Origin of the sequence: Alkalithermobacter thermoalcaliphilus JW-YL-7 = DSM 7308, from assembly GCA_001584565.1 — a bacterium.
Taxonomy (GTDB): domain Bacteria; phylum Bacillota; class Clostridia; order Peptostreptococcales; family Peptostreptococcaceae; genus Alkalithermobacter; species Alkalithermobacter thermoalcaliphilus.
In genome coordinates this window covers 379,022-392,700 of record LSFY01000001.1, presented here as the reverse complement: position 1 = coordinate 392,700, position 13,679 = coordinate 379,022, and the positions used below count along the sequence as shown (strand labels likewise).

General features: G+C 30.7%; 16 protein-coding genes and 1 riboswitch. All 16 genes read right to left on the bottom strand.

From position 1 onward, the window contains the following. Positions 1-58 precede the first annotated feature (58 nt). The 16 genes from grdB to JWYL7_RS02050 all read right to left on the bottom strand — a co-directional run bounded on the left by grdB (position 59) and on the right by JWYL7_RS02050 (position 13,643). The gene (grdB, locus tag JWYL7_RS02130) at positions 59-1,369 is read right to left on the bottom strand and encodes a glycine reductase complex selenoprotein B (RefSeq protein ID WP_149683730.1); all 1,311 of its coding nucleotides are present in this window, start codon (positions 1,367-1,369) and stop codon (positions 59-61) included. A 22-nt stretch (positions 1,370-1,391) separates the two neighbouring features. Next, the gene (gene grdA, locus JWYL7_RS02125) at positions 1,392-1,868 is read right to left on the bottom strand and encodes a glycine/sarcosine/betaine reductase complex selenoprotein A (RefSeq protein WP_083528239.1); all 477 of its coding nucleotides are present in this window, start codon (positions 1,866-1,868) and stop codon (positions 1,392-1,394) included. Between the two features lie 27 nt (positions 1,869-1,895). Then, the gene (locus tag JWYL7_RS02115; RefSeq protein ID WP_066068242.1) at positions 1,896-3,182 is read right to left on the bottom strand and encodes a glycine/sarcosine/betaine reductase component B subunit; all 1,287 of its coding nucleotides are present in this window, start codon (positions 3,180-3,182) and stop codon (positions 1,896-1,898) included. Between the two features lie 30 nt (positions 3,183-3,212). Further along, entirely contained in the window at positions 3,213-3,530 is a 318-nt protein-coding gene (gene trxA / locus JWYL7_RS02110) for a thioredoxin TrxA (protein WP_066068239.1), read from the bottom strand. Between the two features lie 15 nt (positions 3,531-3,545). Beyond that, positions 3,546-4,493, bottom strand: coding sequence for a thioredoxin-disulfide reductase (trxB, locus tag JWYL7_RS02105; RefSeq protein WP_066068236.1), 948 nt, complete (start codon positions 4,491-4,493; stop codon positions 3,546-3,548). Positions 4,494-4,507: 14 nt separating this feature from the next. Beyond that, positions 4,508-4,876 (bottom strand): GrdX family protein, encoded by a 369-nt coding sequence (locus JWYL7_RS02100; RefSeq protein ID WP_066068233.1) that lies wholly within the window; start codon positions 4,874-4,876, stop codon positions 4,508-4,510. 110 nt (positions 4,877-4,986) lie between these two features. Next, positions 4,987-5,091: riboswitch (glycine riboswitch) on the bottom strand. A gap of 96 nt (positions 5,092-5,187) precedes the next feature. Then, positions 5,188-6,258 (bottom strand): DUF362 domain-containing protein, encoded by a 1,071-nt coding sequence (locus tag JWYL7_RS02095; protein WP_066068230.1) that lies wholly within the window; start codon positions 6,256-6,258, stop codon positions 5,188-5,190. A gap of 55 nt (positions 6,259-6,313) precedes the next feature. Next, entirely contained in the window at positions 6,314-7,153 is an 840-nt protein-coding gene (locus JWYL7_RS02090) for a DegV family protein (protein ID WP_066068227.1), read from the bottom strand. A 1-nt stretch (position 7,154) separates the two neighbouring features. After that, a complete protein-coding gene (locus JWYL7_RS02085; protein WP_066068224.1) occupies positions 7,155-7,994 on the bottom strand; it encodes a DegV family protein in 840 nt (279 codons plus the stop codon). A gap of 9 nt (positions 7,995-8,003) precedes the next feature. Continuing rightward, entirely contained in the window at positions 8,004-8,474 is a 471-nt protein-coding gene (gene trmL / locus JWYL7_RS02080; RefSeq protein WP_066068221.1) for a tRNA (uridine(34)/cytosine(34)/5-carboxymethylaminomethyluridine(34)-2'-O)-methyltransferase TrmL, read from the bottom strand. Positions 8,475-8,489: 15 nt separating this feature from the next. Then, positions 8,490-9,632: a DUF362 domain-containing protein gene (locus tag JWYL7_RS02075; protein WP_066068219.1), complete on the bottom strand. Its 1,143-nt coding sequence runs from the start codon at positions 9,630-9,632 to the stop codon at positions 8,490-8,492. 9 nt (positions 9,633-9,641) lie between these two features. Further along, positions 9,642-10,505, bottom strand: a complete 864-nt coding sequence (locus JWYL7_RS02070; RefSeq protein WP_331721874.1) for a Cof-type HAD-IIB family hydrolase — start codon at positions 10,503-10,505, stop codon at positions 9,642-9,644. Then, entirely contained in the window at positions 10,480-11,151 is a 672-nt protein-coding gene (locus tag JWYL7_RS02065) for a DUF2225 domain-containing protein (RefSeq protein ID WP_072280152.1), read from the bottom strand. Before JWYL7_RS02065 ends, JWYL7_RS02070 begins: the two co-directional genes overlap by 26 nt. A gap of 76 nt (positions 11,152-11,227) precedes the next feature. Next, complete coding sequence (locus tag JWYL7_RS10260; RefSeq protein WP_066068212.1) at positions 11,228-12,718, bottom strand: VanW family protein; 1,491 nt, start codon at positions 12,716-12,718, stop codon at positions 11,228-11,230. Beyond that, positions 12,719-13,351, bottom strand: a complete 633-nt coding sequence (gene nth, locus JWYL7_RS02055; RefSeq protein ID WP_066068209.1) for an endonuclease III — start codon at positions 13,349-13,351, stop codon at positions 12,719-12,721. Between the two features lie 10 nt (positions 13,352-13,361). After that, positions 13,362-13,643, bottom strand: coding sequence for a DUF503 domain-containing protein (locus JWYL7_RS02050; RefSeq protein ID WP_066068206.1), 282 nt, complete (start codon positions 13,641-13,643; stop codon positions 13,362-13,364). Between the last annotated feature and the right edge of the window lie 36 nt (positions 13,644-13,679).

Genomic DNA, 13,679 nt, shown 5'->3' with positions numbered 1-13,679 from the left:
ATGTAATGTTAAATATTTTATTCTGTGTTACAAAATAGATGGGCTAAAGCCCATCTATTTAATCTTCAAATACAGTTTGACCTTCTACTTCTGTACTTAAGGCCTTTAATGCTTTTTCTACTAATTTTCTTCTTAAAGCTTTTTCATCACTTTGTTCTAAAGAAGGATTTCCTAATGGATGAGGTATAGCTATTGCAGGAACTATTCTGTTTGCTCCAACTGTTAATGATATTGGAACAACAGTACAAATGTGAACTACAGGTATTCCTGCTCTTTCTATTTCTTTTACCATCGTTGCACCGCAACGAGTACAAGTACCTCATGTAGATGTTAAGATAACAGCGTCAACACCATCTGCTAAAAGCTCTTTTGCAAATTCAGATGCAAATTGTTTAGAATTTCCAACTGAAGTACCATTTCCAACAGTTGTATAGAAATATCTATGAAGCTGCCCTATTACTCCTTCTTTTTCTAGATCTCTTAAAACATCTACAGGTAATACTCTATTTGGATCATTATTTGCATACACTGGGTCATATCCACCATGAGCAGTCTCATGAGTGTCTTTTGTTAAGAATTCAAATTCAGATATATCATATTTTCCATATTTTGATGCAGAAGATGATTCTATTCTATCTGGATTTCCTTTTGGAACTATTCCTCCTGAAGTTACTAAAGCTATTTTAGCTTTAGATAAGTCTTTTACTGCTGGATTAGGATCTACTCTATCAAAATCTGGCATAGGATATTCAGTTTCAAAGCTTTCTCCTTTTATTTTCTTTAAAAGCATATCTACTGCTCTTTTTGATCCTCTTACATCTGAGAAGTAATTTACTCTAACTCCTCTTTCTATATATCCTTCCTCTTTAGGAGATCCTATTTTTTCGCCTTTGACAAGCTTTAACGAAAGACTTGCAAGGCTTGGAAGAGCTTTTCTCATCCCAGCTGCAGAATCTGATGTAGAAACTATATAAATATCCTTTTTAAACATATCTGCACCTGGATTTTCTATATACATTGCAGTTACTGCTGGTATATTTAATTTCTCTTTTACTTCTTTAGTTATAGTTCCAGCTGCAACACCATATCTTCCAGCATTAAATGCAGGTCCTGCTATGAATAAGTCAGGATTAAACTGTTTTATCATTTCTAAAACTTCTTTTTTAGCAGTTTCTATATTTTCATTAAAATATGAATCTCCACATACTACTGTAGCTACAACCTCAGCTTCTTCCCCCAATAATTTATCTAAATTCTTACTTATAGGTGGTAGCTGCTCCATTACCATAGGTTTTGTATCTGCCTTTTCTTCACCACCTATACCAGCAAAGAACTGGTTTACATAGTGAACAACTTTAAATTTACTCAAAACTTTCCCTCCTTCCGCATAATTAGTCGTTGAACTTACAGAATTGTTCTCTCATATTTTTCATTTCTTCAGATATAGCATCAACATCTAATACCATTTCCATCATACCAACTTGTTCTTCATAAACATCACTGTCTACATTTTCTTTAAATTCACTTTCTACGGCATGATAAACTCTAAGTCCAAGTTCAACTCCTGCAAGTGGTCCTGCGAAAGTTGGGTCTCCTGCAGTTACAGTTTCTGCTGCTAGACCAGCAGCTTCAGCTTCAGCGGCACCTAGAATAACAACAAGATTTTCTGCACCATATTTTTCAGCAGCATCTTTAACTCTTTGTTGATTTTCTAGGTCCATAGCTCCTGCAGCAGTTCAGACAAAACACTCTGTAGCTGAAAAAATTACTTCTGCTTGTGTAGTTTTTAAACATTCTTCGATAGCTGGACCTGGTATTCCATCTCTATCGCCTATGATGATTACTTTTTTACCATCAAATAATCCCATATTAACCCTTCCTTTCCTAAATTTTAATTAATAAGTTTTAGCTGTTAAGTATCCAAATCCTGTTTCATTAGTAGCTCCTGTTATAGCTTGAATTTCAACTTCTATACTTCCATCTTCTCTAAGACTTCCAGCAAATCCTCCTGCTATTGTATCTACATATTCTACATGACCTATAACCTTTTCCATAGGAGGAAGAACTACAACTTCATTAGCATTACCACCTGTAACAACTGCATTTGCTCTTACATCTGCATCTGCTAATGATTGAGAAGCTCCATCTCTTCCTGCATATTCATCAGTAACTATAACAGTTTTAATTCCTTCCATTTCTATTTTCTTACAATTCATTATAAGGTCAGTATCTGGATTTCCAAATCCTTCTTGAGATATAATAACTGCATCTAATCCTAAGTATTTAGCAAGTTTTGCAGTCATATTTGAAGATCTTTCTTTATCTGCTAAATAAACGTTTTCATTTGTTATTATAACCCCTACAAAATTTATATCTTTTCCATGTCTTTCATATAAATCTTCAATTATAGGGTTGTTTAAGTGAACATAAGTTGGATTTTTATCACAAGCTGATACACAGTTTCCACTTATAATTGCTCCATCCATAACTTCTGTTGGATAAAGAATTGTAGGAACTATTTGCTTTGCATCTACTCCATAAACATAAGTGTCATGTAGTAGACCTTGTGTCTGAAGCATATATACATATCCTACTCTCGGAAGGTCTGGATATTTCTTCATACCTTCTAATAAAGTTTCAGTTTCATAAACCTTAACTTCATCAGGAGTTAAGTTTCTAGCTACTTCTCCTAAATATTTTGCTGCTTTAAACCCTACCATTCTTACTGCTTTTTCATGTTCATGTTGGCTTAATCCATCAACTGGCTCTGCTATTACTACTATATTAAATAACTTAGAAAAAGGAGTATAGTCTGCTCCTGGTCCAGTCATATCAATTATACCTTCCTGGAATCCTACTATTTTACCTGTAGTAACAACAGCAGCTCCTTTAAGAACGTGAGTTCTTCCTTGCCCTACTGTATCAACTTTACTTAAAACTCCAGGAAATATACCTCCTGGGCCTTCAACTTTAACTCTTGGCTCTATAACATCTTTTACAGGAGTTATTCTAACGCTTTCACCAGGACGAGCTATTTCGATATCAATTGATTTTATGTGTTCATCGCCACTTAATTCTTTGATTAGCTCTTCCTTGTTAACATACAATACATTAGATTCTACCTTTGTTTCAGAGCCAAACTGAACATCTTTTATAAAGATGTTTCCTATTTCTAAACGCATACAGTCACCTCCATTTAAATTTATTTTTATTTAAATATACTTTTTAAGCATATTTTCTACATTTTCTTTAGTTGCTTCTTCTTTTGTTACTTCATCTATTTTTTTACCATCTTTATATATAGCTATTGTAGGAAGCCCTAAAACTTTTTCTTTTATAGCTAATCTTCTAGCAGCTGTAGTATCTAACTTACAAAATTTCACCTTATCTGAATATTTTTCAGCTAATTCTTCAATATCTGGCATTAAAGCCTTGCAAGGCTCACATCCTTGACTCCAATAATCTACTAATACATATCCTTCAGACTGCAATACTTCTTTCTCAAAAGTTTCCTTACTAATTTCTAACATAATTTAACCCCCCTTTTAGTCTTCAAAGTTTTCTTCAATATATTTTTCTGCTCCTATAGCTGCTATTGCTCCATCAGCTGTAGCAGTAACAACCTGTCTTAACAATTTATCTCTGCAATCTCCTGCTGCAAATACACCTTCTACATTTGTTCTCATCTTATCATCAGTTATTAAGTATCCTTGTTCATTCATATTTAACTTTCCTTTAAATATTTCTGTTTGAGGTGTATATCCAACAAACACAAACAGCCCCATTGTTCCATCTTCTTCATCAGCTACATATTCCCAAACTTCTCCAGTTTTTATATTTTCAAATACTATAGATTCTAAGATTCCATCACCTTTTATTTCTTTAACTACTGTGTCATACATAAACTCTAATTTTGGATTTTTAAATGCCTTTTCTTGTATAGATTTAGCTGCTCTTAAGGTGTCTCTTCTGTGAACTACAGTTACTTTCCTTGCAAACTTACTTAAAAACATTGCTTCTTCAACAGCTGTATCTCCTCCACCTATTGCAAATACTTCAAAATCTGTAAAGAAAGCTCCATCACAAGTAGCACAATAAGAAACTCCTTTTCCTGTAAGTTCCTTTTCTCCTGGAACTCCTAGCTTTTTAGGTGTTGCCCCTGTTGCTACTATTACAGCTTTTGCTCTATACTCACCTTTTTTTCCTTTTATAACTTTTATTTTTTCATCAAAATTTACATCAACTATATCATCTTTAATTCTTTCACAACCAAATTCATCACATTGTTCAACCATTCTAGCTATTAAACTTGGTCCTGTTGCATTTGGTATAGACCCTGGATAGTTGGCTACTTCTTCAGTAGTAACTATCTGTCCTCCTGTTTTGTCCTTTTCTATAACAAGAGTCTTTAATTTAGCCCTTGCACCATATAGGCCTGCAGAAAGGCCAGCTGGTCCTGCCCCAATGACAATCAAATCATACAAATTATCCATATGTTTTCACTCCCCTATACATTTTTTTCTATTGCATTTTTTATCAAATCCAAGTCTACAATTTGAAAATCTTTTAGTATTTTTTCACTCCAATTGGGTGTTTTAAAGTTTCTATTAAACTTATTAGTAGTTTCTATACTCTTTTCTATAATCAGTAAAGAATCTATATCTAATTTACCTATATTTTCTATAAGTATAGACTTATATGGAGTTTCATTAGGTTTTATACTTCCTGATAAAGGATGAGTCAATATTTTAAATCCTTTATGTATATAATCTCTACATTTTGTTAATACTGATATATAGTTACAATCTAAAAACTCTACTTTGATTTTTCCTTCAAATGTATCTTTAACTAATGGATTGTTAGTTAGTAATATCATAACTTTCCCTTTCTTTTTTGTTATTTTTAAAACAATATATACTCATACAAATAAAAAACAGAGAAAACACCAGCCCCTGACCAATGTCTTCTCTGTTTTATCCAGAGTTCTGTCCAGATATGGTTCTTTTGCCTGAGAATTTCATTTTATTCTTTGGGTAAGAATAAAATTTGTCCCTTCGGCGACCTTAAAAGGTTCTCTCCCATATCCTTCTTCCAGGAAATCTATTCCTTTTACTTATATTATACTTGAGATTTGCTAACAAGACAATTAATTTAATTCTAAATTTTTCGACATATTTTTTATAAATCTTATATTATTTCTACAAGTTCGTAATTTTGGCTTCCCATTCCTAAACTTTCACAATAATCAAATATATTATTAGCATTTACATTTGGATAAAGTTCTTTAAAGACATCTTTTCCTGCAGCTTTAACTACTAAATCATAACTTGCTTTATCTAATGCAACTGGATCAGTTGATGCTAATATCCCTATATCTTGTGCTATAGGTCTTCCAGACCACGGAACACAATCACACATAGGAGTTATATCCTTGACAAAATTTATATAAACTACTTTGTCTTTTTTATTCAGTATAGATCCATAAGCATATTCTCCCATTTTTTCTATAAAAACATCATTGTCAGTTTCCCACTGTATACTAATAGCTCTAACTGGACATCTTGTAATACATTCTCCACATCCATAACATACCTGTTTATCTATAATGGCTTTCTTGTTTTCCATTTTAATAGCCAATACAGGACAGTCTTTTATACATTTTGTACAACCAATGCAATTTTCAGCTTTTACTGTAGGTTTTGCATCTGAATGTTGCATTTGTTTTCCTGAAGCAGTTGCACATCCCATAGCTAAATTTTTTATGCATCCCCCAAATCCTGCCATTCCATGTCCTTTGAAATGACTAATAACTATCATAGATGATGAGTTGTATATTTCTCCTGCAATTTTTACTTTTTCAAAATGTTTTTTATTTATAACAACTTCTACAACATTTTTACTGTAAAGACCATCTGCTATTATAATAGGTGCACCTACAACTGAATATGCAAATCCATTTTCGATTGCTGTTACAATGTGATCTACTGAGTTAGTTCTTGAACCTGAATAAAGAGTATTTGTATCTGTCAAAAAAGGTTTTCCTCCTGCTTCTTTTACTTTATCTACTATTTGTCTTATATATACAGGATGAATATATGTTGTATTTCCCTTTTCTCCAAAATGAAGCTTTAAAGCTACATTATCTCCTTCACTTATGATATTTTTAAATCCTGCTGCCTCAAATATTTTTTTTATTTTATTTGGAATACTTGTTGATTTAGAATTTGAATTTAAATCTGAAAAATATACTTTGCTCATACTTTCCTCCTTCGTTATTTTTAGAATAAATAAGACTGGATTTTACCAGTCTTATTTATCTTAAATAGAAAATTGCAACAGTCCCAGGACCAGCATGTGTTCCTATACCTGCTCCTATTTCTCCCATTATAATTTCTTTTGGATTTAGTTCACTTTCAACTGCTTCTTTAAGCTTTTCGGCAAGTTGTATATTTTTAGCGTGATAAATCATTACTGTTTTGTTTTCAAAACTTTGACCTCTCTTTTTAGAAAGTTCTATCATCTTTTCTATTACTTTCTTTTTACCTCTTACCTGATCTAACGGTTTTACCACCCCATCTTCAACAGTTAGTATAGGCTTTATATTAAGAATAGTTCCTATTGCAGCTTTAGTCGCTGACAATCTTCCTCCTTTTTGAAGATACTCTAATGTATCTACTGTAAATACATGATCTATCTTTTCTTTCATTTCTTTAAGTTTTTCTATAATTTCATTTATACTCTTTCCTTCTTTAGCCATTTTTCCAGCTTCTATAACTAGCATCGCTATTCCACCACATAATGCCATTGTATCGAATATATGTATTTTTTCGCTTTCTAACATATCCTTTGCTATAACTGATGATTGGTATGTTCCTGAAGCTTTTGAAGATGCACCTATATATAGAATTTCTCTTCCTTGATCTAAATATTTTTTAAATATATTCTCAAACTCAACAGGAGTAACTTGAGAAGTTCTTGGTAATGTAGATGATGTTTTTAACTTTTCATAAAATTCATCTACAGATATATCTACTCTATCTTTATACTCCCCATCTTCGAATATGATAGTTAATGGAATTATATCTATGTCATACTCCTTTATTAAATGCGACGGAATATCAGATAGACTATCGGCTATTATTTTTATGCTCATCTTAATCCTCCTTTTCAAAATGCACAGCAACTGCACTAAGTCCTGAGTAAGCAGCAACAGCACAACCTACATTAGATAGTATAATTTCTTTAGGTGAGTGCTCACTTAAAATTGCTTCTTTTAATTCTTCTAGGTAATCACTATCATTAGCGTGATTTATTCCTATTACTTTTCCATCTAGTTTTATATTTTTATCTTTCATATAATTTATTATCCATTTAATAGCTTTTTTCCTTCCTCTAACTTTATCTTTTACTACCATTTCTCCATCTTTTAAAGTTATTATTATCTTTAAGTTCAAAACATTTGAAAGCATATATTGAATTTTGCTTATTCTACCGCCCTTATAAGCATATTCTAGTGTATCAAATATTATAAATTGCTCCATTTTATCTATTTTTTGTTCTATTACCTTCTTTATTTCATCTAAATTTTTTCCTTCTTTAGCCATTTTAGCAGCTTCTATAACTAGCATTCCCTGCGTTAATGTTATTGCCTTTGAGTCTATAACTTCTATTTTTCTATCTAAAAGCTCTTGTTTAGCTATTAATGCTGACGAATATGTTCCGCTTAATTTAGATGAAAGCAAAATAGCTAATACTTCATCACCTTCTTTAGATAACTCATCAAATACTTTTATAAAATCGTGAGGATTTGCCTGAGAAGTTTTAGGAAGATACCCTTGTTTTATTTTGTCATATACTTGTTCAGTAGTTATATCTAACCCATCTTTGTATGTATTTTCATCGATTATTATATTTATTGGAACTACTGTTATATCGTACTTATCTAAATAATCCTTAGGTATATCACTAACGCTATCTGTAACTATTTTTACCAAATTTATCACCTACCTCATATTAGGATATTTCAGCTGTCTTAATGCTTCATAGACAACTATCGCAACAGAGTTTGCTAAATTCAATGATCTAGCTTCTTTTATATCTACCATAGGTATTCTTATACAATGATTTTTATTTGCATTTAACAATTCTTCTGGTAAACCTTTAGTTTCTTTTCCAAACACTATGAAAGTATTTTCATCATACTCTACATCGCTGTGAGTTTTATTAGCTTTAGTTGTTGCATAGTAAAACAGTGCATTTTTATTTTTTTCTTTTACTTGCTCGAAACTATCGTAATATTGGATATTAACTAAATTCCAATAATCAAGACCTGATCTTTTTAAATATTTATCTTCAACTGAGAATCCTAAAGGTCTTACAAGATGAAGATTACTTCCTGTAGCTGCGCAAGTTCTAACAATATTTCCTGTATTTTGAGGTATTTCTGGCTCTACTAATACTATATTTAAAGGCATTTAAAAAATTCCTCCCTACTTAAATATTCTAAAAAGTAAAGGTCTTTTTATATCTACTGCTTTCTTAGGACATAATTCATGACAGCAAAAACATCTTATACATTTGTCTAAATCAACTTTTGGTATATTACTATTCATGGTTATTACTTTAGGCGGGCATACTTTTTCACATTCTCTACAAGCTACACATTTAGATTCGTTAAATACAGGTTTTGGCCTTAACATTGCATTTAATGGTCTTTCTATAACTTTAGGAACTTTTCCATTAAACAAGTTTATACTCTTTATATTTGGAACCTTAAAATCAAGTACTACTAAATTGTCTATACAATCTCCACTAACTAATATATCAGAAAAATCTTCTTTTAAAAAGTTCCTTTCTACAGTTCTTTGGATTGTAGGCACTTTCATAGGATCAATATTTATTATCTTACATCCTATAACATCAAGAGCATATGGACTTTCAGATCCTATAAGTACTCCTACTTTTCTTGGATTTCCTGCAGATGGTCCTTCTCCTTCCATACCTATTATTCCATCCATAATTGTTAATGTAGGATTTACATAATCACATATATCAACTAATAAATCTGTAAACTCCTTTACCTCAGGCATTTTGAAGTGATATTCTGCTTTTAAAAGTCCAGGAATTACTCCAAATAAATTCTTAACTCCTCCAGTAAACAATGCCATTCCATGAGTTTTAAGTTTACATAGTGATATTACATGATCAGCTTCTAATACTGGATTTATAACTTCTATTGATTTTACTATTTTTCCATTTTCACATTTTACATTTGTAGAAGATACATCATAATTTAATTTTATATTCAAATCATTTGCTACATCTTCAACCCCAGTAGCCCTATAAACAGCTCTTAGCACCTTAGGAGTATATACTCCTCCAGGACTATCAGCTACTATAACTTCACAGTTCATATCAAGGAGTTTCTCTGCTAAAACTTTTAAGACCATCGGATGAGTAGTAGTTGCATCTTCAGGTCTTTTTTTCATAAGTAGATTCATTTTTATCAAAACCTTACTGGAAGGAGTTATATACTTTTCAAGTCCCCCTAAATCACTTATTAATTTTTCTAAAGACTCTTTTACATTTTCATAAGAATAGTCATTACATTTTCTAACTGATACTTTTTTCATAATATCCCCCTAGGTTAAATTCAATAAATTTTCTAATGCATAAGCAACTCCGTCTTCATCATTAGATTTCGTTATATAATTTGAATTTTCCTTTACTATTTGTTCACCATTACCCATAGCTACTCCCATTCCTGCGTATTCTATCATGCTAAGATCATTATAATTATCGCCTAACGCTATTATTTCTTCTCTTTTTATATCAAGATATTGAGAAAGTCTTTTAAGTGCAAGTCCTTTACATACTCCCTTATTCATAACTTCAATATTATTTTTCCATGATTTACTTACTTCTAAAGTTGGTATTTGTCTTAATTCTTCCATCAAATCATTTAATTTATTTATATCCTCATCTATTATTAAAAATTTTAAAGGATCTACGTTTGCATTAATAATTTCTTTGCCATCCTTAATTACCCTTATATCTACTCTATTTTCTTCAGGTTGAGTTTTATTCCACTTTTCATAGTATAGTGATGAATAGCCTAATCTTTTGCAGTAAAAACTTTTATCATCATAAAAATGATAATATACTCCATACCTTTCGCATAAGTTTATAATCTCGAAGGAATTTTCTTTATCTAGTACATTTTTGTATATTTCCTCACCAGTTACTTCATCTCTTATTATAGCTCCATTACATGCTATTATAGGTGTTTGTATTCCTAAAAGCTTAGCATAATATTTAGCTGATGTATATATTCTTCCTGTAGCTATACCTACCTTTATTCCCATATCCTGTGCCTTTTTTAAAGCATCTTTATTTCTTTGACTTACAGTTTGTTTAGAATTAAGCAAAGTTCCATCCATATCCGTAACTATTAGTTTATAATTCATTTTCTTCACCTCTTTAAATTGCATTTTTATATTCTTCACTTGCTAATCTCCACTGGTCTCTTGTTAAATTTTCTATATTTCTATCATTTTTTATCCTATTGTCCTTTAATGCTATTTGAAACCAGTTTATAGCTTCTTTATAATTTTTCAATCTTCTGCTTAGTTCTCCTATAAGATATGCTAGTATGTACGTTTTATCCTCATAATTTTCATTATAAAATGCGTACTCTAAACAATCTAGAGAATGTCTTAAGAATTTATCTTCCATTTTTTCATCTGATATATATCTATAAAGCCACGCTATCTTAAGACATATGTTTCCTATGTAAAATTTATCTTTACAAAGCAAATCTGCTTGATAAAGAGCTAGCTTATGAGTAACTATAGCTTCATCTATACCTCTTTCACCACCAAAGTCCCTATATGTCCATTTAAGCATTATATTATCTTTTATTATATCAATTTCAGCTCTTTTAATCGATAAAAATCTATTTTCTGTAGCTGCATATCCACACTTAGGACATACAAACACTGCATAAAAATAAGGATTTACAGTTTTATAATGAATACAAAGGTCTGAATCTCTTTTTAGTGTTCTTATAGCCGATGTTCTAACCTTCTTTGTTGTGAAAATATTACTACATATAGGACATTTTACCTTCTTGTCATATAAGCCACTTTGCATCAAATCACCCCATAAAAAAGTAGACCATAGGAACTATATTTCTATAATAATCCCCATAGCCTATAATGTCAAAATTTTATTCTGTTTTTTGACTATCACCTTGCTGTGTATCTTCTTGTGGTTTTTCCTCTACTGGTTTTTCCTCTACTGGCTTTTCCTCTACTGGTTTTTCTTGTGGTTTTTGCTCTTGTTTTGGCTTTTCTTCTTGCTTAGGTTTTTCTTGTGGTTTTTGCTGTGGCTGCTGTACTGGTTTTACTGGCTTTGTTCCTCTAACAACTATCATTGTTTTAGCTGGATAAAAGCTTCTCGATACTAATTCTCTTTTTCCATCTGGATATACTCTATATGTTTCTACTCTATATCCATCTCTTCCTTGATCTTGTATTATTTCTTTTCCAACTTCTAAAGTTGGATCATTTTTTACTTGAACTTGTTTTGGAATAGTTTGAACAACTTGACTTACTATACTTATTTGTTTTTTATCTTCTCTACTTCCATATATTCTAGATGTTATCTTATTTCCACTTACGAAATTATATATATATATTGGATTGTTATAGTTGTTTTTGAATTTAAAATCTATACTTCCATAAGCTACTGTTGCGTCTCTACCTAAATCTACGTATGAAGATGGTATAGAATGATTTCTTCTATCTGTTATAGTAAGACCTGAATAAATAGCTGCATTAAACATTGTTGAGGATACTTGACATACCCCTCCACCTATACCTTCTTGAAGCTCTCCGTTTACTATAACAGGGGCTAATTTAAACCCTTCCGTCAGTCCTCTTTTTCCTGTTGCCTTATTAAATGAGAATTCTTCTCCTGGATTTAAAACTATCCCACTAGTTCTTTGAGATGATAATCTTATATTTTCTGTTCTTCCAGGTACAGATGCATTAAACTGTGTAGTATATTCTCCTAAAAGAGTATCTATTTTTCTTAAATATTCATACTTAAATTTAGGCTCTTTTTCTATCATAGGAATTTTAATATCTTCAAACTCTTTTCTTTTTTCAAGCTCATTAAATATAGCCTCTTTTAAATTATCAACATCTACTACATATCCTATTTCATGTTGTGTAACATTTATATTTCCATTTACTATTGATATAGTAGCATCTTTAGGTTCTTTATTAAGTTCGTTTTCTATACTTTCAAGTACTTCATATATTTTTTCATCATTATATTCTCTGTAAATATTTATAACATGGATACTTCCCTGTCTTAAACTCATTATCTTTTTAAGGTCTTTAAAATAGTTTCCACTTCTTCCAATACTATATGCATCTTCTACTGCTTTTTTTATGTCGTGTTTAAAATTTATATCGTCTAACTTTATCTGCCACAGTTTGTCTTCATATACTAAATTAATATCTTCATATTTATATTCTTCTTTCAATAGCTCTAGCGCTTCTTGTTTTGTTAAGTTTTGTACATTTATATCTTCTATATATATGTTTTCATATATTTTATCGTGATTTTTTATACTATGTCCATATAAAATAGAAGCAGATAAAATTACAAATATTATTGAAAAAGCTATCAAAATAACACTTTTTTTCAATTATACTTCCCCCTTTTTTTCCTTAAAGTACTTACAATAATTACTTATGCTACAGTTACTACAATCAGGCTTTTTAGCTTTGCATGTCCTTCTTCCATGAAATATTAAAAGATAATGCGACTTTGACCATCTTTGTTTAGGAATTATATTCATAAGTTTAAACTCTGCATCTTTAGGATCTTTACTTTCTATAATTCCAATTCTATTAGATACCCTAAATACATGTGTATCAACCGCTATAGCATCTATATTATAGGCATTGCTTAACACTACATTTGCTGTTTTTCTACCCACACCAGGAAGATTAACTAGTTTTTCTATTTCATTAGGAACATTTCCTGAATATTTCTCAATCAAAATTTTACATGTTTGAACTATTTTTTTCGCCTTACTTTTATATAATCCACAACTTTTTATGATCTCTTGCAAGTTTTCTTCACCTAAATTAACAATATCTTCTGGAGTATTATATTTTTCAAATAGATCTTTTGTTACTTTATTAACTCTTTCATCTGTACATTGAGCAGATAATATTGTAGCTACCAAAAGTTCAAATGGAGTTTTATAATTTAATTCACACTTTGCATCTGGATATGTTTTTTCTAATATATCTAGAATCTTATCTATATCCATGTTTTTCCTCCTACAATATTTCTATTTCTATATTAGTAATTTCTATTCTTTGATCATTTTCTATAAAATTTATCACTTTATCAATTACTTCATTTGCATGATTCTTTGAATTAGATACACAAGCAAAACCTATTTGAGACCTTTGCCATTTATCGTTCATTCCAATTTCAGCTATTGAAATATTATATCTTGACTTTAATCTTTCCACAATACTCTTTACAACATGTCTTTTTTCCTTTAGGGTACTTACATCATATATAGTAATCTCTATTATACAGCTTCCTATTATCATCTAATCACTCCTGTAAGTTCAAAATACAAATGCCAA

Bases quoted from the DNA above. Each gene is read 5' to 3' on its own strand.
- JWYL7_RS02115 (WP_066068242.1), bottom strand. From the start codon at position 3,182: ATGCGTTTAGAAATAGGAAACATCTTTATAAAAGATGTTCAGTTTGGC.
- trxA (WP_066068239.1), bottom strand. From the start codon at position 3,530: ATGTTAGAAATTAGTAAGGAAACTTTTGAGAAAGAAGTATTGCAGTCT.
- trxB (WP_066068236.1), bottom strand. From the start codon at position 4,493: ATGGATAATTTGTATGATTTGATTGTCATTGGGGCAGGACCAGCTGGC.
- JWYL7_RS02100 (WP_066068233.1), bottom strand. From the start codon at position 4,876: ATGATATTACTAACTAACAATCCATTAGTTAAAGATACATTTGAAGGA.
- JWYL7_RS02095 (WP_066068230.1), bottom strand. From the start codon at position 6,258: ATGAGCAAAGTATATTTTTCAGATTTAAATTCAAATTCTAAATCAACA.
- JWYL7_RS02090 (WP_066068227.1), bottom strand. From the start codon at position 7,153: ATGAGCATAAAAATAATAGCCGATAGTCTATCTGATATTCCGTCGCAT.
- trmL (WP_066068221.1), bottom strand. From the start codon at position 8,474: ATGCCTTTAAATATAGTATTAGTAGAGCCAGAAATACCTCAAAATACA.
- JWYL7_RS02075 (WP_066068219.1), bottom strand. From the start codon at position 9,632: ATGAAAAAAGTATCAGTTAGAAAATGTAATGACTATTCTTATGAAAAT.
- JWYL7_RS02065 (WP_072280152.1), bottom strand. From the start codon at position 11,151: ATGCAAAGTGGCTTATATGACAAGAAGGTAAAATGTCCTATATGTAGT.
- nth (WP_066068209.1), bottom strand. From the start codon at position 13,351: ATGGATATAGATAAGATTCTAGATATATTAGAAAAAACATATCCAGAT.
- JWYL7_RS02050 (WP_066068206.1), bottom strand. From the start codon at position 13,643: ATGATAATAGGAAGCTGTATAATAGAGATTACTATATATGATGTAAGT.